The sequence below is a fragment of the Stenotrophomonas sp. YJH_SMC_127 genome, assembly GCF_059372445.1.
On record NZ_JCAFVO010000008.1, the window covers coordinates 20,330 to 41,422 of the forward strand.

Sequence of the window (21,093 nt, forward strand, 5' to 3'; positions counted from 1 at the left end):
CCGACCATGGCGCGCTGGATGGGAGTGCAGGAGGCAGGCGATGGTCATGTCAGCAAACAGGACCGGCATGCGCCGCTGGTGGCGGCGTCTGGCCGCGGTGTTCGGCGCGTTGGCACTGGGGAGTGCCAGCGTTTCCGCGCAGGAAGCCCCTGCGCACTGGATGGCCTACGCCGCCGCCGTGGGTGGCCAGCTGCAGCAGCGCCTGCAGCAGGAACAGGACCCGCAGGCGCAGCGTGTGCTGGCGTGGTTGCAGGCGCACCCTGACACACCGGCACCGCTTCCGGTGAGCGTGTGGATCGCGGCGGATGGCCGTATTTCGAAACTGGAATTCGACAGCCTGGGCGATGCCCAGGTCGACGCCGACCTGCGCGCGACGCTGCAGGCCGCGCCGTTGCAGGCGGCACCGCCGGCCGACATGCGCCAACCGCTGCGCCTGGGCCTGTTGCTGGAGCCGAAGTAGATCCGCGCCATGCGTGGATGTGGTGGGTAGATGCCGACCTTGGTCGGCAGGCGCGCACCAACCCAGGTTGGCGACTACCGGTAGCCCGGCCGCGCATGGCGTGGCGCTACCGCGTTGCCACCTGCGGTTCACGCGCGGCGGCGCTCCATGCGCGCAGGCCGAACACGGCCAGGCCGAGAAAGAACACGTACAGCGCGGCGGTCACGTGCAGCGACTTGAACAGGTACGCACCCACATAGACCACGTCCACTGCGATCCACACCCACCAGCAGGCCACGTGGCGGCGGGCCTGCCACCATTGCCCGACCAGGCTCAGACCGGTCAGCAGCGCATCCAACCACGGCAGGGCAGCGTCGGTGAAGCTGTGCATGGCTGCACCCAGCACCACGCCACCGCACAGGCCGATGGCCAGGTCGCGCAGCAGGGTGCCGCGTGCCAGTGGCACGATGCGGATGCTGCCCTCATCGGCGGCGTGCTGCCGCCAGTTGAGCCAGCCATAGACCAGGAAGCCACCGAAGGCGACCTGCAGCAGGGTGTCCGAGTACAGCTTGGCCTCGGCGAACACCAGGCCATACAGCGCCACCGACAGCAGGCCCACCGGCCACGCTGCCAGCCGGCGCCGGGCCATCAGCCAGACGCCGAGGATGCTGCACAGCGCGGCGGTCCACTCCAGCATCACGCCGCTCACAGCGCGAACGTCACCGACAGGCGGGCCTGTCGCGGTGCACCGGGGAACAGGTAGTAGTCACCGCCGCTGCTGCCGGTATCGCGCCAGTAGAAGCGGTTGAATACGTTGTCCACCGACAGGTTCCAGGTCACCGCGCGTTCGTGCAGGCGATGCTGGAAGCGCAGGCCGGCATCGAACACCGAGTAGTCCGGCGCGCGCACGCCACCATCGGCGCGTGCCACGTTGGCACCGGCATAGCGCCAGCCACCGGTCACGTCCAGGCCCTGCACGAACGGCAGCGCGTAGGCCACGTGCACGCTGGCGCGTACCTTCGGCACGTTCACCAGCTGATGGCCTTCATAGGCCGGCGTGCCGGTGTCGCGCGCGCGCGCCTGCAGCACGCTGGCGCTGGCCACGATCTGCAGTGCGTCCGTCAGCTGGCCGTTGGCGGTCAGCTCCAGGCCGGTGTGGGTCTGCGTGCCATCCTCGACGAAGGTGTAGCCGACGTCGCTGCTGTCGGGCCTGGCGTACTGGTAGGGCTGCGAGATGCGGAACACCGCTGCACCCAGCGTCAGCGCCTCGACCGGCACGTACTTCACGCCTGCTTCCAGCTGCCGCGACTGCACCGACGGCAGGAAAGTGTCGGCATTGCTGGTCCAGAACGGCGCTTCCTGGCCCAGCGAAATGCCGCGCACGTAGCTGGCATAGGCGTTGAGCTGATCGGTGGCCTTCCACACCACCGCGGTCTGCGGTAGGAACCGCGACAGGCGGCTGTGCCGCTGCGGAACGCCACGCTTGTCGTAGGCACGCTCGTCCAAGCGCACGAAGCGGCCACCGGCCAACCACTGCCAGTCATCGCCAAAGCTCATCCGGTCCAGCGCGAAGAACGCGGTCTGGCGGCTGTCCAGGCGTCGTGCGGAGGGGCCGGGCATCTTCGGCGACGGCTCGAACACGGGCACCTGCGGGTCGTGGATGTTGCTGGTGCCGACGTACTCGTTGACGCTCGGGCGCTTGTCCACGGTGCGGCGGAAGTAGTCGGCACCGAGGGTCAGCTGATGGCCGACGCTGCCGGTCTCGAAGCGGCCACGCAGCTCGGCACGGGCCTGCTGGTTGCGGCGGGTGTCGTCCGGGCTGCGGTAGTCGTAGACATCGTAGTCGCCGTTGGGTGCGAAGTAGTTGCCTGGCACGCTGCCATCGGCGCACTGCACGGCGTAGTAGCAACCGTAGGCGAAGGCGACGTTGTCATCGATCACCGAGCGGCTGTGGCCGACCGAGACGCGCGACTGCCAGGCATCGTTGAAGTCGTAGGTATGCAGCGCGGTGATGTTGGTGCTGGCGATATCCACCGGGCGCTGCCACGGCTGGTAGCCGAGCAGGTGCTCGCGGTCGACACCGCGCGGCAGGTCACGCGCGCCCAGCAGCTGGTAGCCGGACACCGAGCGCTGCGAGCTGGTCTGGTAGTTGGCATCTACTTCCAGCTTGCCGCGCTCGCCGATCAGCCAGTCGGCGGCCAGCGAGTAGAAGTTGCGGCGGCCATCGGCGTGCGCGACGTAGGAATTGCTGGAGTCCCATGCGGCATTCAGGCGCAGGCCGAAACGCGGGGTGATCCAGTGGCCGACATCGACGGCGACGTAGCGTGAGCCTTCCGAATCGGTGCCGAGCGTGGCGGTGCGTACTTCAGCCGGGCGCTTGCCGATGTAGTTGATGATCCCGCCCGGCGCCATCACCCCTGCCGCCAGGCCGGCTTCACCCTTGAGGATCTCGACTGACTGCACGTTCTCCAGCGCCAGGCGTTGCTCGCCGGCGATGGACAGCCCGTTGAAGCGGTAGCCGGTGGCGGCGTCCAGCGCGAAGCCGCGGATGGCGATGTTCTGGTAGTAGCCCACAGGTGCATACGCATCACCCAGCGAGGCATCGTTGCTGGCCAGCTCGGACAGCGAACGTACCTGGCGACGTTCGAGATAGTCGCGCTCGAGCACGTTCACCGAAGCCGGCGTGTCCTTCCACGAACCGCCGCCGAAGGCATTCACGCGCGAAGTATCGGCCTTCGGCTTGCCGGCCTCCACGCGCACCGCCGCCAGTTCGGTCGGCGAGCGTTCGGCACCAGTGGCAGCCGCATCGGTGGTGGCCTCGGCCTCGCTGGCATGCAGCGGCAGCGCGGCGCAGAGGGCGAGTGAGAGCAGGGTGGGGCGCAGGCAGCGGTTCATTCGGTTCGTCTTCGGACAACAAGGGAGACGAAGCGACGGCGCGCAGGTGCACCGGCCCATGATGGGGGTGTGGCTGCGGCTCAAAGCTCCCTACGCCGGTGCAAACCGGATCAGGTTCCAAGGGACTCTCTCAGCCTGGCAGATCCAGGCACCCCCGCTTCAGGTGACCATTTCACTACAAATGGTACGGATTTGCGAGCGCCAGCCGGGGTCAGATCCCTTTCCTGCGGAAAGGGATCTGACCCCAACGCTGCGTCAACCGGATCACGCGACGGCGTGCAGGGCCTGCAGCAGTGCCCGTCCCGGCGCGCTGTGGAACCACGCCGGATGGCCCAGCATGAAGGGCTGCCAGGCCACGTCGGCATTCGCGGCTGAGCGGGTGACACCTTCGAAGTACTCCACTTCGGACAGTGCGAAGTCGAAATGGACCATTGGCAGCAGGTCGGCCAGCAGGTGCACGCGTGCCGCCGACAACGGCAGCACCTCGCGGTAGCCGTCGAGCAGGGCCAGCGCGATATCGATGCGCACTGCCTCCATGCCGCGCTCCAGTTCCAGCCACGCCACTGCGTTGCGCTCGATCGCGGTGGCGAGGTCGAACAGCGCGCTGGTGGGCGACGCCAGGCCGAAATCCAGCACGGTGCTGACCTCGCCGTTGCGCCACAGCAGGTTGGAGACATGCCAGTCGTTGTGCGCCCACAGCCGGGGCTCGGCGCGCAGGCGCTCGGCCAGGCCGGCGTGCCACGGCAGCACGTCGCGCTGCAGCTGTGCTTCCCATGGAATGCGCGCGAGATAGCGTGCCAGCCCGGGACGTTCATCCAGTCCTGCCTTGATGGCGGCGATCGGATCGTCGGCACGGATCAGGTCGTCGCGCGCCACCAGCAGATGGGTGCTGCGCTGGGGCGCGTGGTAGCTGGCGGCGGCACGGTGCAGCTGTGCGAGCGTGCGCCCTGCCTCGCGGGCCTGCGCGACATCGGTCAACAGCGACCACGACACCGCGTCGCGATACAGGTCGTCGCCCACGCCGACATCGTGCAGTTCAAACGTCCATTCGCCGTGTTCGACCGCAGTGTGGCCATCGGTGGCCGGCAGCACCTGCACCACTGGCACGCCGGCGGCGGCGAGATGGGCGATGAAGTGGTGTTCTTCTTCCAGACAGGCCGCGCTGCGCACGCTGTGGTGGTGGCGCTTGATGAACACCGCGCCGCGCGTGTCGTCGACGATGGCGGCGGCAGACAGCGGCCGCGGGCTGTGCCAGCGCGGTTGGCTGTGCCCGCCCAGCTGCGGGTAACGCGTACTCAGCCACGCGATGTCCGCCGCGCTGATCGGTGGCCAGTCGGCAGCGACCTCGTCGTTGTTGAGGCCCTGCACGCGGTGGGAGGAAGACGTCATGCCACAGTCCGATCGGGAAAGTCACATCCAAGGCTGCGCATTCAACGCCATGCGCGTGGCCAACGCAAACGGGCGGGTCATCGACCCGCCCGTCTCCGCGTCATCGGTATGTCGGCGCTGCTTACCAGCCGCGATGGCGGCCGCGGTCGTGGTAGTAGCGGTTGTCGTAGTAGCGCTCACGCTGCCAGCGGCGGTCATCGCCACGGTCGTAGTAGCCACTGCGGTAGTAGCCACGGTCGTAACGGCGATCGTAGCGGTCGTCGTAACGGCGATTGTCGTAGTAACGGCGGTCGCGGCGGTCGGAGGTGGTCAGGTTGCCGATCGCGCCGCCGGCCACGGCACCGCCGACGGTGGCCGCAGGGTCGCCGTTGGACAGCAGGTTGCCGGCCACGCCACCGACCACGGCGCCGACCAGGGTGCGCTTGTCCTTCCTCGACATCGCGCTGGCATCGCTGACCACGGCGACACCGGCAACCAGTGCCAGGGCCATCGCCAGACCACGGAAGCTGAGTGTGGAAGTACTGAGCATGTTCGGTTCTCCTGTGAGGTGCATGCCACGCTGGGCAGGGAGGGCGCGGGGCGCCCCGGCTGCCGTGGAGACCACGCTGGCGTTCCAACATTGCCGGAACATTGCCTGGCCTACCGGGCGGCTTGCGCATTCATCTAGCGGCAGGCGGCATGAAGCAAGGCTGAAAGTGGCTTTTACCGCTCAGCTGGCAGAAAGGGAAAGGGCCGCGCATGGCGCGGCCCCTCCCGGTCTGCAAGGCGCTGCGGGCTCAGACGCCCATGGCCTTCTGCGCCTGGCGGGTCTGTTCCTGCTGCGCGTCCTGCTGCTGGTGCAGCACGTTCGGCGCGCCCTGCACCGCGCCGCTGCTGAGCGCCATGCTCTGCTCGCTGGCGGTGCGGGTTTCCACCGCAACGCGGCTGGCCGCCGGGTCACCGACCGTGCCCTGCACGGCGAACAGGCGCTCACCGTTCGGGCTGGGCACCACCGCGTCGATGCGCTGCAGGCCGGCGGCATGCGCCTCCCTGGTCAGGGCCGCTGCGGCGCTTTCCAGCGCGTGGCGGTCCTTGAAGGTGCCCGCCGGCATCCGCTCCAGGCCTTCGGTGGCCTGCAGGTACATCGGATTGCGCGGGTGCCGCTCGTCGTTCAGCAGCGGGCGCTCGCGGGCCTCCTTGATCGCATCCAGCGTCTTTGCACCGACGATGCCGTCGGCAACCAGCCCGTTGTCCTTCTGCAGCTGGCGTACCGCCGCTTCGGTATTGCGCCCGAAGCGGCCGTCCTCGGCCAGCGGCTTGCCGTCGGCCCCGGCATAGCCGAGGTGGCCCAGCTGCTCCTGCACCTTGCGCACGCCCTCGCTGTGCGCGCCCGGCTTGTACAGCTCGGCGTGCGGGGCGGCAGCGGCCTTGTGTTCGGCCGCAGGCTTGCCCTGGGTCTGCTCATGCGATTGGGTGCGGCTTTCCAGCAGGTCGCGCGCCTTGGACAACGGGTCCGACGCGAACAGCTTCCAGTGCGGGTGGTCCTTCACCTGCTTGAGGTAATCCTCCACCGGCATGGTGTGCACGCCCTTGCTGCCGGTGGACTGGCTGATCAGCAGCTTGTCGGTATTCGGGTCGCGCACCACCATCACGATGTGGTCGATGCCATTCCAGTGCTCGTGGCGGGTCCTGGCCGTATCCAGGCCGATGACCATGCCTTCCTTCAGCGCACCGGGCTTGAGGATGGCGTCGCGCTCGAGCAGCACGCCGGACTGTTCGACGGCCTTGTGCACGATGCCGCCGGAACCGAGGTTGCCCAGGTCGATGCGGTCGGCCTTGCTGAAGACAGCGTGCCCGGCCTTCTGGTTGATCTCGTCCATGGTCCGGTTCTGCAGGGTGCCGACCCAGCCGGAGCAATCGATGTAGCCCTGGTCCACGTTCTTGCCGGTCTTGCCCGGCACGTACAGCGCGTGGCCCGGGATGTTGATGGCGTACTTCACATCGTCGTACTTCACGCCAGCGTCGTACGCGGCGTGCAGTTCGATGCCCGGCTTCGGCGCAGCAGGAGCCGTTGCGGTCGCCGCCAGCGTGGCCGCAGCGGCGCCCACTGCGGCGGTCTGCGCAGGTGTGCCTGGAGCCTGGGCCTGGCCCGGTGCCACGGTCTGCGGCGTGATGTGCTTTTCCGGGATGCTGATCGCTGCGTACTTGTGGATGTAGTAGCTGGAGAAGGTCCGCGCCAGGTCGCCGTCGTTCATGCCACGCATTTCGGCCAGGGTGTGGCCGGTCAGCGCCTTGGCATCGGACCCGATCTGGTTGAGCACGTTGCGGCGCATGTTGATCTCTTCGCCATGGCCGTTGCGGACCACGCCGAAGGTGCCGGTGGCGATCGCGGTCTGCACCGAGCCATAGCCGGCGCTGCCCTGCTGGTGGGCCAGGTACAGGTCCAGGCCGGTCGGCGTGTCGCCGCCGGACAGGTACGGGTGGCCGGTGCGCTCATTGCGGCGCGCCATCGAGCCCAGGTTGTCCTGGTACATCTGCGCGGCGGCTTCGGTGTTGCGGGTCGGATCGAACTCGTGGCCGGTCAGGTGGTACTGGCGCGCCGAACCGGGCACGAACTGGAACAGGCCCTTGGCCCCGGTCGACGTATTGTGGGCGCGTTCGTTGAACGTGCCGCCGGTCTCGATGTGCGCGAAGCGCATGAAGTCATCGACCGGAATGCCCTTCTGCCGGGCGACCTGCTCGACGATGTCCAGGACTTCCTTTTTGCTGTAGTCATGCTGTGCCATGACGTTTTCCTCGGGGTTGATGGAGCGGCCGATGCCGCGAATCGCCAACCGGACTCATCCGTGAGTCAAGAACATGTCGGTCAACAGGTAACCCGCCTGCGGCGGATGGAAATCAGGGCGTGATGTACTGCTGGGCCTTGCTGTCGAAGCGGTAGTGCACGGTGTCGCCGGCACCCAGCGCGCGGGTCTTGCCCGGGGCTTCGATGGTGGTGCCCTTGAAGGTCACGATCAGCTGCGGCAGGCCGTTGCCATCGGCCACGAAGGCCAGTTCGCCATCGCTGTCGGTGCACGGCATCACGTTGCCGTCGTCGCAGGCCGCGCTGTTGTCTTCGCCGGTGCGCACCGAGCCGACGTAGCGCCAGACCTTGCTGTCCAGGTCGTCCTCGCTGCGCTTGGGGTTGAACAGCAGCAGGGCGTAGCCGCTGCTGCTGATGCCGCGGTCGAAGCTGCTGGTCGGCACCGCCAGCAGCAGGCGGCCGTCGGCGGTGCGGTGTTCGATCGGCTTGCGCCGGGTATCGACGTCGTCGGCCTTGTCGTAGGCGCCGAGCGCACCGATGGTCCATTCCTGGCCGCGGAACTTCCACGGCTTCTTCGCGTCGCCGCCGGCCAGCACGAAGGTGGCCTCGGCCAGATTGGCGCGGTCGTCGGGGCCGGCCGGCTGCTGTTCGCCCGGCTTGCCGTAATGCTCGCGGGTATCCCAGGAAAAGCCGGTGTAGTAGGTGGTGCCGTCCAAGGTGAAGCGGTGGCCGAACCAGAAGGTCGCCACGCTGCCGTTCTGGACCTCATAGGACGTCGCACCGTCGCCATCCACCTGGTAGATGAAATACATCACGGTCGGCGCGTCGGGCGGGGTGACGGCGGCATCGGGAGAGGGGTTCTGCATCGGGGCAACATCCTGTCGGGGCGCTTTGGCAGCCTGCGCAGGCGCAGGCTGGGAGGACGAGGGGGCCGGATCGGCGGCGCTGCAGGCGGCAGCGGAAAGAGAGACGAGCAGGCATGCCGCGAATGCGCGCAGGGGCCGCAACGGCAGGGTCCAACGTAGCTCGGGGGGGGACTGCATGCGCCTCTCCATGGTCAGCGTTGCCGGGCCAGACGGCCGGCAGGAAGCCGCACCCCATCCACCACGGACGGGAGCGAGGACATGAGCCGGTCGATTCCTTCGACCTCGCATTGAGAACTCATGCCCGTCCATCTTGGCACAGATCCGCAGGCCGTCAAAGAGGGGGGGCGGCAGCCGGGTCTGTGATGTGAAGTGCGTCTCAGATCTTGCCGTCACGCAGGTAGTCGAACAATTCGGCGTCGCCCTTCAACCCCAGCTTGAGCATGGCGTCGCCCTTCTGCCGGCTGATGGTGCTGACGCTCTTGTGCAGCTGCAGCGAAATCTCCTTCACTGTCATGCCGGTGCCGAGCAGCCGCAGCACCTCCACTTCGCGTGGTGACAACGGCTTGCCGTCGCCCTCGCGCATGCGCCAGCTGCCGGCCGCGTCCACCCGCTCGCGCAGGCTGCGGCTGATGTAGGGCTGGCCGCGGTACACCGACTGGATGGCCTGCGGCAGCTCGTCCATTGACGAACTCTTGTCGACCAGACCGAGCACGCCACTGTCGAGCACCATGCGCAGGATCGCCAGGTTGCTGGAGACGCTGAGCATCAGCACCGGCAGATCCGGATGCCGGCGGCGGATCATGCCGATCATGGCGAAGCCATCGGCCTGTGGGCTGCCCGGCATGGAGTAGTCGGTGACCAGCAGGTCACAGGGCTGGTTGGCGAGCAGGGTCATCAGCGCCTGCGCGCTGTCGGCCTCGCCGACCACGCGGCCCACGCCGCTCGACTCGATGACGGCGCGGGTACCGATGCGGACCACCGGGTGATCGTCTGCGATGATGATGCGCAAGCTCATGCTCTAGTATGGCCATCGGGCACGCCGGACCGCGACCATCGCGGTCCCTGGCAGGATTCTAGGAGATCGACGCAGATGCGTAGGTGGGCTGTTCGCGGGCTGCTCCTGCTGCTGGCGGTGCTGGCCCTGCCCGTGGCCCAGGCACAGCCGGCCCCTGGGCTGCTGCCGCTCAGCCCGTTGCAGCGCGAATACCTGGTGGCGCATCCGACCATCGTTGTCGGGCAGTATGACAGCGGTTGGCCGCCCTTCGAGTCCCTCCGTGACGGCCAGCAGGTCGGTCTGGGACCGGACTACCTGTCGCATCTTGCACACCAGCTCGGCATGAAGGTCGAGGCGCGCCGCTATCCGGACTGGACATCCGTGCTGGATGCGGCATGTCGTGGCGAGATCGACGTGGTTATGAATGTCGGCCTCAGTGCCGACCGCACCCGCTGCATGGTCTATACCGCGGCCTACAGCGAAGCGCCGCTGGCCCTGGTGGGCCGGCCGGACGACCTGCGTGCCTCCGACATGCCCGACCTGGAGGGTCTGCGGGTGGTGATCGAGCAGGATTTCCTGACCGGTCCGCAGGTGCGCGCCCGATTCCCGCGTGCCCGCCAGCTTGTCGTAAACGACACGTTGAGCGCATTGCAGATGGTCAGAGACGACAAGGCCGACGTCTACATCGGCAATGCCTTTGTCGCCACCGAGCTGATTGCCAGCCGGCGCCTGCAGGGCGTGGCGCTGTTGCGGCCCAGCGACCTGCCCCCTGAACGGCTGCACTTCGGCATTCCCAACAGCAAGCAACCCCTGGCTGAAGCCCTGGACCTGGCGCTGGCGGCCACCAGCCAGGCCCAGCGTGATGCCCTCGCACAACGATGGCTGCCACCGCCGCACTGGTCGGCATCGGCGCAGCTGGCGCTGAGCCAGGCCGAGAAGCGCGTGCTGGAGCAGCCGTTGAAGATCGGTTTCGCCCCGAATGCCGCGCCACTGTCGTTCACCGGCGAGGATGGCCGGCCCAGCGGGCTGGCCAGCGAATACCTGCAGCGCCTGATGCAGGCCGGTGCCAACCTGCAGGTCGAGGACAGCCACGACTGGTACGAGGTGCGCGAGAAGGCCCGCCGCGGTGAGCTGCAGGCGGTGATGGGCATTCCTGTCGATTCACGGTACCTGGGCCCGGACTGGGTGTTCAGCCAGCCCTTCATCAGCGTGCCGAACGTGATTGTGGTCAGGAGCGATGGCGAGTCGCTGCTGGGCCTGGCTGACCTGCAGGGCAAGCGCGTGCTGCTGTCCGACCCGGAGCGTGTGCGCGGCTACGTGCTGCAGCAGGCACCGCAGGCGCGGATCATCGCTGCACGCAGCGCCGAACAGTCGCTGCAGCGCCTGCTCGCTGGCGACGCCGATGCGTACATTGGCAACCTTGCCGTGGTCGATCACCTGCTGCGCAGCCGTTTCCCGGGGCGGCTGCAGGTGGCGGCACCGGCCGGCTTCAACGACCAGCTGGTGCTGGCTGTGGACCGCCGCCACGCGGCACTGGCTACCACCTTCGATCGCCTGCTGCTGCAGATGACCCCACGCAAGCGCGAGGCCCTGCGCAATGCCTGGCTGGGGGTGGAGTACCGCAACGGTGTCGACTGGAACAAGGTGCTGCGGTGGGGCGTGCCGGTGCTGCTGGTGCTGCTGACCGCGCTGCTGGTACATGGCGTCGGCCATTGGCGGCTGCGCCGCGAGGTGGCAGGACGTCGCCAGCTGGAGCAGCGTCTGGCCGAGGTGACCGACAACCTGCCTGCAGTGGTCTATCAGGCGCGTCGCGACGCCGATGGCGCGCTCAGCTTCCCGTTCATCGCCGGTGACCTGCCTGCGTTGTTCGGCATTACACGGCAGCAGGCCGAACAGGATGCGAGGGTGTTGCTGGAACGCATCGAGGAAGAGGACCGCGCGCACATCCTGCACTCCATCGAGCAGGCCGCGCGCCAGTTCGCCCCATTGATCCTGGAGTTCCGCCTGCGCAGCGATGGGGAGGGCGTGCGCTGGGTGCGCAGCCAGGCCCACCCCTATGCCGCCGAAGAGGGCGCGGTGATCTGGAGCGGTTACTGGGTGGACGTGAGCGAAGCGCGGATGCAGGCCGATGCCCTGGCGGCGGCGAAGGCGGACGCCGAGCAGGCCGCCGAGGCCAAATCGCGCTTCCTGGCCACGATGAGCCATGAGATCCGCACGCCGATGAGTGGCGTGCTGGGGATGCTGGAGGTGCTGGCGCACTCACCGCTGGACAGCGAACAGCAGCGCATCCTCGGCGTTATCGAGGATTCGGCCCAGATGCTGCGGCAGATCCTCGATGACATCCTCGATTACTCGCGGCTGGAAGCAGGGGCGTTGCGCCTGGAACCGGTGCCGCAACCGCTGCGGCCCCTGCTGGAGAGCGTGTGCCGCCTGCTGTCGGCCCAGGCCAGCGCGCGTGGCCTGGCGCTGCACGTGCAGATCGATCCCGAGCTGGCGCCGGCCCACGAAGTGGACGGCGTGCGGCTGCGCCAGATCGTGTTCAACCTGCTCAGCAATGCCATCAAGTTCACCGCACAGGGCGAGGTGCGCCTGCAGCTGGAGGTGCTGGGGCCGACCAGCGAAGACAGCGTGCAACCGCTGTGCCTGAGCGTTACCGACACCGGCATCGGCATCGCACCGGAACAACTGCAGCACCTGTTCGCGCCCTTTACGCAGGCCGGCGCCTACATCCAGCGTGACCACGGCGGCACTGGCCTGGGCTTGAGCATCTGCCAGCGACTGGTGCAGATGATGCAGGGCGAATTGACCCTGCACAGCACGCTGGGCGAAGGAACCCGCGCCGAAGTGCGGGTATCGCTGGTGGAGGCCGGCAGCGAGGACGCGGCGGCACTGCTGGCCGAGCAGGACCAGACCGCGCTGCTGCCCGCCGCGCTGCGTCAGGCACGGGTGCTGGTGATCGAGGACCACCCGACCAACCAGGCGATGATGGCGTGGCGGCTGCAGCAGCTGGGCGTGCCCCATGTGCTGCTGGGCGATGGCCAGCAGGCGCTGGATCGCCTGTCGTCGGAGAGCTTCGACCTGGTGATCACCGACTGCCGCATGCCGGTACTCGATGGATTTGGCTTCACCCGCCTGCTGCGCGAACGCGAGGGCCGTACCGGCCAGCCGCGGCTGACGGTGCTGGCGCTGACCGCCAGCGTGCTGGACGACGATGCGCGCCGCTGCCGCGAGGCCGGCATGGACGAGGTACTGGCCAAGCCGCTGTCGCTGGCCACGCTGCGTGCGGCGCTGCTGCGCTGGCTGCCGCAGGCCCAGGGCCAGTCGTTCGAGGTGCCGGTGCCGGAGGTTGCCGCCGACGACGGTGAAGCATTGCCTGATCTGGCCACCCTGCAGCAGCGCTTCGGCTCGCGCGTGGTGGCCGAGCAGCTGCGCGACAGCCTGTTGCAGGCCAGCGAGGGTGACCTGGCCGCCGTGCAGCGCGCCGTGCAGGCTGGCGACCGCCAGGCTGCGGCGCTGCACCTGCATCGCCAGGCCGGCGGGCTCGGGGCGATCGGGGCCACGGCACTGGCCCAGCAGGCCAATGCCCTGGTCGAGCGCCTGCAGGATGCGGCAGAGGCCGATACGGCGCCGTTGTTCGCCACCGTAACGACGTTCGTGGCGCGGCTGCAGCAACAGCTGCAGCGCCTGGCTCACTGAGCCGACTGCTGCTGCAGGTAGGCGATCACCAGGGCGCGGCGTTCTGCGCTGGGGAAGGCGTTGTACATGCGGGTGCCCGGCACCAGGTGCGTGGGTGACTGCAGGAAGGTATCCAGCGTCTGTGCGGTCCAGGTGATGTCGGCGCGGCGCATGCCGTCGGAATACCCATAGTCGGGCAGGCTGCCGGCGCGGCGGCCGATCACGCCGTGAAGGTTGGGCCCGAAGCGGTGGATGCCACCGGGCTGCACGGTGTGGCAGCCGGCACACAGTTCGAACGCGCGCTGCATGGCCTGCTGCCGGGCCTGTTCGGGCGTGGCCGGCACCGCGGGCGGGCGCTGGCAGGCCGTGGCAAGCAGGGCCACGGCAACGGCGGTGAGCAGGCGGCAGGCACGCATGGGTGGGCAGGATAGCGGTGCGGTGGAGCGGTCGGGCTGCGACACACGGTCGCAGCCCGGGGCGATCACATGCCCGAGTAGTTCGGGCCGCCGCCGCCCTGCGGGGTCACCCAGACGATGTTCTGGGTCGGATCCTTGATGTCGCAGGTCTTGCAGTGCACGCAGTTCTGCGCGTTGATCTGCAGGCGCGCGTTGTCGGCTTCGCCAACGAACTCGTACACACCGGCCGGGCAATAGCGGGCTTCCGGGCCTGCGTACTCGGCCAGGTTCACCTTCACCGGAATGCTGGGGTCCTTCAGCGTCAGGTGGCTGGGCTGGTTCTCGTCGTGGTTGGTGCTGCTCAGGAACACCGAGCTGAGGCGGTCGAAGGTCAGCACCCCATCCGGCTTCGGGTAGACGATGCGGGTGTGCTTGGCGGCCGGTTCCAGGCAGGCATGATCCGGCTGCGTGCGGTGCAGGGTCCACGGCGGGTTGCGCACGCCCAGCTTCGGCAGCAGCCACTGCTCGACGCCGGTCATCAGCGTGGCCACGGTCTGGCCCTTCTTGAACCACTGCTTGAAGTTCTTGGCCTGCTGCAGTTCGGTGAACAGCCAGCTGGCTTCGAACGCCTTCGGGTAGGCGCTCAGTTCATCGTGCTGGCGGTCGGCGGCCAGCGCGTCGAACGCGGCGTCGGCGCACAGCATGCCGGTCTTGATCGCGGCATGGCTGCCCTTGATGCGGCTGGCGTTGAGGTAGCCGGCCTCGCAGCCGACCAGTGCACCGCCCGGGAACACCGTCTTCGGCAGCGACAGCAGGCCACCGGCGGTGATCGCACGCGCGCCGTAACCGATGCGGGTACCGCCTTCCAGATGCTTGCGGATGGACGGATGGGTCTTGAAGCGCTGGAACTCTTCGAATGGGCTCAGCCACGGGTTCCTGTAGTCCAGGCCGACCACGTAGCCGATGGCGACCTTGCCGCCGTCGGCGTGGTACAGGAACGCGCCGCCGTAGGTGTCGCTGTCCAGCGGCCAGCCGGCGGCGTGAACCACCAGACCCGGCTCATGCCGGGACGGGTCGATCTGCCACAGCTCCTTGATGCCGATGCCGTAGGCCTGCGGGTCCTTGCCTTCGTCCAGCGTGTAACGCGCGATCAACTGGCGGCCGAGATGGCCGCGCGCGCCTTCGGCGAAGATCGTGTATTTCGCCTGCAGCGCCATGCCGCGCTCGAACGCCGGGCCGATGCTGCCATCCTTCTCGATACCCATGTCGCCGGTGGCCACGCCGATCACTTCACCGTTGTCGCCGTACAGCACCTCGGCTGCGGCGAAGCCGGGGAAGATCGCCACTTCCAGCGCCTCGGCCTGCTGCGCCAGCCAGCGGGTCACTTCGCCCAGGCTGATGATGTAGTTGCCTTCGTTGTGGAAGCACTCCGGCAGCAGCGCGTTGGGCGTGCTGCGCGCGCCGGTTTCGCTGAGGAACAGGAATTCGTCACGGGTGACCTTCTGCTTCAGCGGTGCGCCGCGCTCGGCCCAGTCCGGGAACAGCTCGGTCAGCGCGCGCGGATCCATCACCGCACCAGACAGCACGTGCGCGCCTGGTTCGGACCCCTTCTCCAGCACGCACACCGACAACTCGCGGCCGGCTTCGATCGCGCGCTGGCGCAGGCGGATCGCGGTGGCCAGGCCGGCGGGGCCGGCGCCGACGATCACCACGTCGAATTCCATTACTTCACGCGGGGGCAGGGCGTTGGCTTCAGCGCTCATCGATTGCATGACTCGTGGGTAGGGCCGGCATCGGGGCCACCGGCGGTGCCTGGGAATCGCGCGTGCAGCCACGAGCGAAACGGTTGTTTGAATGTGTCAGGGTACCGGGCCGCGCGTGATCGAGCTAGATCGCCGATGTTCACGTCATGATTGCTGCGGTGCAGCGTAAGGCTGCGGCCCGGGTGGGTGCCGACCCTGGTCGGCACGCTCTGCCCGGATGACCGACAATGGCCGGGTCCTGACTGCGCGTGAGTGCCATGGCTTTGCATCCGTACGATCTGTTCGATGTCCGTTCCCTGCTCAATGAGGAAGAGCGCGCGGTGCAGGAGAGCGTCGCCCGCTTCACCAACGAGCGCGTGCTGCCGATCATCGGCGATGCCTTCGACCAGGCCCGTTTCCCCTCTGAACTGGTGCCGGAGATCGCCTCGCTGGGCCTGCTGGGCGCCACCCTGCCGGCCGAATACGGCGGCGGTGATCTGGGTGCGGTCAGCTATGGCTTGATCTGCCAGGAGCTGGAGCGCGGCGATTCGGGCCTGCGCAGCTTCGTCTCGGTGCAGAGCTCGCTGTGCATGTACCCGATCTATGCCTACGGCAGCGAGGAACAGCGCCAGCAGTGGCTGCCGGCGATGGCACGCGGCGAACTGATCGGCTGTTTCGGCCTGACCGAAGCGCACGGCGGTTCCGATCCGGCCAGCATGAAGACCCGCGCGGTGCGCGACGGCAGCGACTGGCGCATCAGCGGCGGCAAGATGTGGATCACCAGCGGCCCGGTGGCCGACCTGGCCATCGTCTGGGCGCAGACCGAGGACGGCATCCAGGGCTTCGTGCTGGAGAAGGGCATGGCCGGCTTCACCACGCAGGAAATCAAGCACAAGATGAGCCTGCGGGCATCGCTGACCGGTGCGCTGTTCTTCGATGACGTGCGCGTGCCCGACAGCCACCGCCTGCCGAACGTGAAGGGGCTGAAGGGGCCGCTGGGCTGCCTGACCCAGGCCCGCTACGGCATCAGCTGGGGCCCGATCGGTGCCGCCATTGCCTGCCTGGATGAAGCGCTGGGCTATGCCAAGGAGCGCGTGCTGTTCGGCCGCCCGCTGGCGGCCACCCAGAGCGCGCAGATCAAGCTGGCCGAAATGGCCCGCCGCATCACCACCGCGCAGCTGCTGGCGCTGCAGCTGGGCCGCCTGAAGGAAGCCGGGCAGCTGCAGCCGCAGCAGGTCAGCCTGGCCAAGTGGAACAACTGCCGCATGGCCATCGACATCGCCCGCGAGTGTCGCGATCTGCTCGGTGGGGCTGGCATCACCACCGAACACGTGGCGATCCGGCACGCGCTGAACCTGGAATCGGTGATCACCTATGAAGGCACCGAGACCGTGCACCAGCTGGTGATCGGCCGCGAACTGACCGGCATCAACGCGTTCTGAAACCTGGTTCCGGTGGGTGCCAACCTTGGTTGGCACATCTTTCCAGAAGTTTCTGCAGCCGCCTTGACCTGTCTTTGGTAGGTGCCAACCTTGGTTGGCACAGTGCGGACCAAGGTCCGCACCCACCAGAAGCAGGTCACACCCATCAGCAGCGCTTCGCACCCACCTGAGGCGGTTTACGCGCCGCCGGCAAACCCATGCTGCCGCCACGCCTCGTACATCACCACGGCAACGGTGTTGGAAAGATTGAGGCTGCGGTTGCCCGGCCGCATCGGCAGGCGCAGGCGGCGGCCATCCGGCAGCGCATCGAGCACGTCCTGCGGCAGGCCACGGCTTTCCGGGCCGAACAGGAAGGCATCGCCATCTTCGAACGCCACGCTGTCGTAGCGGACGCTGGCACGCGTACTCAGGGCGAACAACCGCTTCGGTGCGATCCGCGCCAGCGCGGTGTCCAGGTCGGGGTGCACCTGCAGGCGCGAGTACTCGTGGTAGTCCAGGCCGGCGCGCTTGAGCTGCTTGTCTTCCAGTGCGAAGCCGAGCGGCTCGACCAGGTGCAGCTGCGCGCCGGTGTTGGCGCAGAGCCGGATCACATTGCCCGTGTTGGGCGGGATTTCCGGTTGGAACAGGATTACGTGGAACGGGGGCGCGGCATTCATCGGCGCAGTGTACCTGCGACGGCGGCCGCCTCTACGGCGCACGCCCTGCGCTGGGCAGGGCGGCACCGCTTACGGGCGCAGCAGGACTTGGGCGGTTTCGGTGGCCAGGGCCTGCAGGTCTGCAGCGCTCGGACGCACCTGCAGGGCCGGCAGGTTGACGATCATCTGGTTGGCGACGCTGGTGGCAGCGGCAGCCAGGGTGGCGGCGTAGCGCTGGGCTTCCAGTTCGGCGGCCAGGGCGACGCGCTGTTCCAGGCTCGGGCGCACTTCCACCGAGGCCAGGGTGGTGATCGGCATCGCGGCGGCGACCGGGGCGGCGACGTAGCCGTTGCGCTCGGCCAGCTGGTCGGCGCTCGGGCGCACTTCCACGGCGGCCAGGGTCGGGATGCCGCTGGCCTGTTCCCAGGCCTGCTGGGCCAGCTGGTCGGCGGCCGGGCGAACCTGCACGGTGGCCAGGGTCTTGATGGATTCGGAGGCCTGCACCGACGAAACAACCGCGGTGCCGGCGATCAGGGCGATGGCGATGGCAATGGTCTTGGCGTTCATGACGGGGCCTGTTTAGTGTTGGTGAGCAGTGGTGTGGTAGTAAGGTAGTACACCGATTCTGGGGATGCAAGGAGAATTTTCGATTCCCTGCATTTGTTCAGTCTTCAGTCAGCTTGCGTCTGAAGCCCTTCCTGGCGCAGGAAGTACCAAGCAATCCCCGTGCCAACTTTTATTCATTGATTTACAAGGGTTTTTTATCAATCGAAAAGTGTCCGGTGGGCGGACACCTGTCCATTCGATGTGCCGCGGACACTGTCCGGACGCCTTCAGCCGGCACATGTGACGGTTCACGCCCCCCCGGCTGGGGCCGGGCCGGATGGCCTTCAGGGCAAACACCCCCAGTGACTGGCGACCGATTCCTGCCGTTGCCTGCGCAGGCTAGGATCGGGGTTCACCTATGTGACCAAGGATCCGGATATGTCTCTCGCCCTTCGCCCGCGCGCCGCATTGCTGGCCGTCGCCCTCAGCACCGCCCTGGGCACGCTTGCGCCCACCTCCGCGCTTGCCGCCAGGCCGACGGCACCGGCCAAGGTCGATATCCCGTACGAGCAGTTCACCCTGCCCAACGGCCTGCGCGTGATCGTGCATACCGATCGCAAGGCGCCGATCGTCGCGGTCAACGTCTGGTACCACGTGGGCAGCAAGGATGAGCCGGCCGGCCGCACCGGCTTCGCGCACCTGTTCGAGCACCTGATGTTCCAGGGCAGCGAGAACCACGACGGCGAATTCTTCGAACCGTTCAAGCAGGTCGGTGCCACCAACCAGAACGGCACCACCAACACCGACCGCACCAACTACTTCGAGAACGTGCCGACCACCGCGCTGGACATGGCACTGTGGATGGAGTCGGACCGCATGGGCCATCTGGTCGGTGCGATCGACCAGGCTGCGCTGGACGAGCAGCGCGGCGTGGTGCAGAACGAGAAGCGCCAGGGCGAGAACCAGCCCTACGGCCAGGCCTGGGACCAGATCAACAAGGCGCTGTATCCGGTTGGCCACCCGTACCACCACGGCGTGATCGGCTCGATGAACGATCTCAACGCGGCCTCGCTGGATGACGTGAAGACCTGGTTCCGCACCTGGTATGGCCCGAACAACGCGGTGCTGGTGCTGGCCGGCGACATCGATCTGGCCACCGCCAAGGAGAAGGTCGCCAGGTACTTCGGCAGCATCCCCGCTGGCCCGACCATGGCGCAGCCGGCGGTGAACGTGGCCAAGCGCAGTGCCGATACCCGCGAGACGATGACCGACAAGGTGCCGCAGGCGCGCATCTACCGCGCCTGGAACGTGCCGCAGATCGGCACCGCCGACATCGACCAGTTGCAGCTGTTCTCCGAAGTGCTGGGCGGCGCCAAGTCCTCACGCCTGAGCCAGCGCCTGCAGCACCAGGACAAGCTGGTGGACAGCATCGGCTCGGGCCTGTCGACGTCGCAGCTGGGCTCCAACTTCGTGATCGTGGCGACCGTCAAGCAGGGCCAGGACCCGGCCAAGGTCGAGAAGATCATCGACGAGGAACTGGACCGCCTGATCAAGCAGGGCCCGACCGCGGCCGAGCTGGAGCGCGCCAAGACCGGCGCCCGTGCCGGCTTCATCCGTGGCATCGAGCGCATCGGTGGCTTCGGCGGCAAGGCCGATGCGCTGGCCGAGTGCGCGGTGTTCACCGGCGACCCGGGTTGCTTCCGCACCTCGCTGGCCAACATCGAGAAGGCCAGTGCCGCCGATCTGAGCCGCCTGGGCGCACAGTGGCTGGACAAGGGCAGCCACACCCTGGTGATCGCACCGGGTGAGCGCGTGGCGCTGAAGGAAGAACCGAGCCAGACGCCGAAGCCGTTCACCGTGCCGGCGGTGGACCCGAAGTACAGCACCCTGCCGGAACAGGTGGACCGCAAGGCCGGCGTGCCGCAGACCCGCGAGTTCCCGCAGCTGAAGTTCCCGGCACTGCAGCGCGCCACGCTGAAGAACGGCACCCAGGTGATCCTGGCCGAACGCCACGAGATTCCGGTGGTGCAGTTCAGCTACCAGTTCCCGGGCGGCTTCAGCGCCGACCAGGGCCGCAAGCCCGGCACCGCCAACTTCACCATGAGCCTGATGACCGAAGGCGCCGGCAAGCTCGGTTCGCTGGCCTTCGCCGACGCCGCCGACGCACTGGGCGCCAGCCTGGATGCCTCGGCCGGCCTGGACTCGATGAGCGTGGACCTGTCGGCGCTGAAGGAAAACCTGGCACCGTCGCTGGCGCTGTACCGCGACCTGCTGCGCGAACCGCGTTTCGAGCAGGGCGAGATCGACCGGGTCAAGGCGACCTGGATCGCCGGCATCCAGCAGGAGAAGGTGAACCCGGGTGCAGTGGCCATGCGCGTGCTGCCGCCGCTGCTGTACGGCAAGGGTCACCCGTACGCCATCCCGTTCACCGGCAGCGGCGACGAGGCGGCGATCAACGGCCTCACCCGCGAAGATCTGGTTGATTTCCACCACGACTGGCTGCGCCCGCAGAATGGCACCCTGATCGTGGTCGGTGACACCACCCTGGCCGAGATCGTGCCGCTGCTGGACAAGCAGCTGGGTGACTGGAAGGCGACCGGCGAGGCGCCGCAGGTGAAGGCGGCCACCGATGTCGCGCTGCCGAAGGGCCCGCGCGTGTTCCTGATCGACCAGCCGGGTGCGGTGCAGGCCAACCTGTTCGCCGGCCAGGTGGTGGCGCCGTCCAGCGCCGCCAGTTCGACCCGCTTCGACATTGCCAACGGCGTGATCGGCGGCGACTTCACCTCGCGCCTGAACATGAACCTGCGCGAGGACAAGCACTGGTCGTACGGCGCGCGCAGCAGCGCGACCAGTTCGGTGGGCCAGCGCCCGTGGATGGCCAGTGCGCCGGTGCAGATCGACAAGACCGGCCCGGCACTGGCGGAAATGCGCAAGGAGATCGCCGCATTCGCCGACGGCAGCAAGCCGGCCACCGCTGCCGAAGTCAACCGCATCCGCAACATCCAGACCCTCAGCCTGCCCGGTGCCTACGAGACCGCCAATGCAGTGGCCGCGACCATCGGTTCGATCGTGCAGTTCAAGCGCCCGGACGACTATGTGCTGCGTCGCAAGGCCGAGATCGAAGCGATGACCCCGGCGCAGGTGCAGCAGGCCGCTGCCGAGATCAAGCCGCAGGCCCTGACCTGGGTGGTGGTGGGCGATCTCAAGCAGACCGAAGCGGCCGTGCGCGCGCTGAACCTGGGCGAGGTGACGGTGATCGACGCCGAGGGCAACCCGGTCAAGAAATAAGGCAC

15 protein-coding genes and 1 riboswitch are annotated in these 21,093 nt (G+C 67.8%); of the genes, 4 read left to right on the top strand and 11 right to left on the bottom strand.

Annotation, left to right across the window (positions count from 1 at the left end):
* The first annotated feature begins 40 nt into the window (after positions 1-40).
* On the top strand, positions 41-460 hold the full coding sequence (locus AC5QAB_RS16585; RefSeq protein WP_197561737.1) for a hypothetical protein: 420 nt from the start codon (positions 41-43) through the stop codon (positions 458-460).
* Between the two features lie 106 nt (positions 461-566).
* Here the strand turns inward: AC5QAB_RS16585 and pnuC are convergent, their stop codons facing one another.
* From pnuC to AC5QAB_RS16620, 7 genes are all read right to left on the bottom strand, one after another.
* On the bottom strand, positions 567-1,136 hold the full coding sequence (pnuC, locus tag AC5QAB_RS16590) for a nicotinamide riboside transporter PnuC (RefSeq protein ID WP_069118177.1): 570 nt from the start codon (positions 1,134-1,136) through the stop codon (positions 567-569).
* An 8-nt stretch (positions 1,137-1,144) separates the two neighbouring features.
* Positions 1,145-3,334: a TonB-dependent receptor gene (locus tag AC5QAB_RS16595; protein WP_164109116.1), complete on the bottom strand. Its 2,190-nt coding sequence runs from the start codon at positions 3,332-3,334 to the stop codon at positions 1,145-1,147.
* 70 nt (positions 3,335-3,404) lie between these two features.
* Positions 3,405-3,500: riboswitch (TPP riboswitch) on the bottom strand.
* A gap of 98 nt (positions 3,501-3,598) precedes the next feature.
* Entirely contained in the window at positions 3,599-4,723 is a 1,125-nt protein-coding gene (locus AC5QAB_RS16600) for a phosphotransferase enzyme family protein (protein WP_100450879.1), read from the bottom strand.
* A 121-nt stretch (positions 4,724-4,844) separates the two neighbouring features.
* Positions 4,845-5,252 (bottom strand): glycine zipper 2TM domain-containing protein, encoded by a 408-nt coding sequence (locus AC5QAB_RS16605; protein ID WP_014645533.1) that lies wholly within the window; start codon positions 5,250-5,252, stop codon positions 4,845-4,847.
* A 247-nt stretch (positions 5,253-5,499) separates the two neighbouring features.
* Entirely contained in the window at positions 5,500-7,488 is a 1,989-nt protein-coding gene (locus tag AC5QAB_RS16610) for a peptidoglycan-binding protein (RefSeq protein WP_032959398.1), read from the bottom strand.
* A gap of 112 nt (positions 7,489-7,600) precedes the next feature.
* Positions 7,601-8,371, bottom strand: coding sequence for a hypothetical protein (locus AC5QAB_RS16615; RefSeq protein ID WP_164109118.1), 771 nt, complete (start codon positions 8,369-8,371; stop codon positions 7,601-7,603).
* 376 nt (positions 8,372-8,747) lie between these two features.
* Positions 8,748-9,386, bottom strand: a complete 639-nt coding sequence (locus AC5QAB_RS16620) for a response regulator (protein WP_014035550.1) — start codon at positions 9,384-9,386, stop codon at positions 8,748-8,750.
* A 75-nt stretch (positions 9,387-9,461) separates the two neighbouring features.
* On the opposite strand from AC5QAB_RS16620, the gene AC5QAB_RS16625 reads away from it, so the two are divergent.
* Positions 9,462-13,061 (top strand): ATP-binding protein, encoded by a 3,600-nt coding sequence (locus AC5QAB_RS16625; protein ID WP_495233502.1) that lies wholly within the window; start codon positions 9,462-9,464, stop codon positions 13,059-13,061.
* Here the strand turns inward: AC5QAB_RS16625 and AC5QAB_RS16630 are convergent.
* Together AC5QAB_RS16630 and AC5QAB_RS16635 are read right to left on the bottom strand one after the other, a co-directional pair.
* Positions 13,055-13,456 carry a c-type cytochrome gene (locus AC5QAB_RS16630; protein ID WP_014645538.1) on the bottom strand — a complete coding sequence of 134 codons (402 nt, stop codon included), beginning with the start codon at positions 13,454-13,456 and terminating at the stop codon, positions 13,055-13,057. The genes AC5QAB_RS16625 and AC5QAB_RS16630 overlap by 7 nt on opposite strands.
* Before the next feature lie 65 nt (positions 13,457-13,521).
* Positions 13,522-15,198: a 4Fe-4S dicluster domain-containing protein gene (locus tag AC5QAB_RS16635; protein WP_197561872.1), complete on the bottom strand. Its 1,677-nt coding sequence runs from the start codon at positions 15,196-15,198 to the stop codon at positions 13,522-13,524.
* 257 nt (positions 15,199-15,455) lie between these two features.
* On the opposite strand from AC5QAB_RS16635, the gene AC5QAB_RS16640 reads away from it, so the two are divergent.
* Positions 15,456-16,619: an acyl-CoA dehydrogenase family protein gene (locus tag AC5QAB_RS16640; protein WP_197561871.1), complete on the top strand. Its 1,164-nt coding sequence runs from the start codon at positions 15,456-15,458 to the stop codon at positions 16,617-16,619.
* Between the two features lie 176 nt (positions 16,620-16,795).
* On the opposite strand, the gene AC5QAB_RS16645 is transcribed toward AC5QAB_RS16640, so the two are convergent.
* On the bottom strand, positions 16,796-17,275 hold the full coding sequence (locus AC5QAB_RS16645) for a tRNA (cytidine(34)-2'-O)-methyltransferase (RefSeq protein ID WP_049441773.1): 480 nt from the start codon (positions 17,273-17,275) through the stop codon (positions 16,796-16,798).
* 69 nt (positions 17,276-17,344) lie between these two features.
* The gene (locus tag AC5QAB_RS16650; RefSeq protein WP_197561870.1) at positions 17,345-17,821 is read right to left on the bottom strand and encodes an XAC0231 family protein; all 477 of its coding nucleotides are present in this window, start codon (positions 17,819-17,821) and stop codon (positions 17,345-17,347) included.
* Between the two features lie 417 nt (positions 17,822-18,238).
* Here AC5QAB_RS16650 and AC5QAB_RS16655 point away from each other — a divergent pair, with 417 nt between their 5' ends.
* Positions 18,239-21,088, top strand: a complete 2,850-nt coding sequence (locus tag AC5QAB_RS16655; protein ID WP_197561869.1) for an insulinase family protein — start codon at positions 18,239-18,241, stop codon at positions 21,086-21,088.
* Positions 21,089-21,093: the final 5 nt, after the last annotated feature.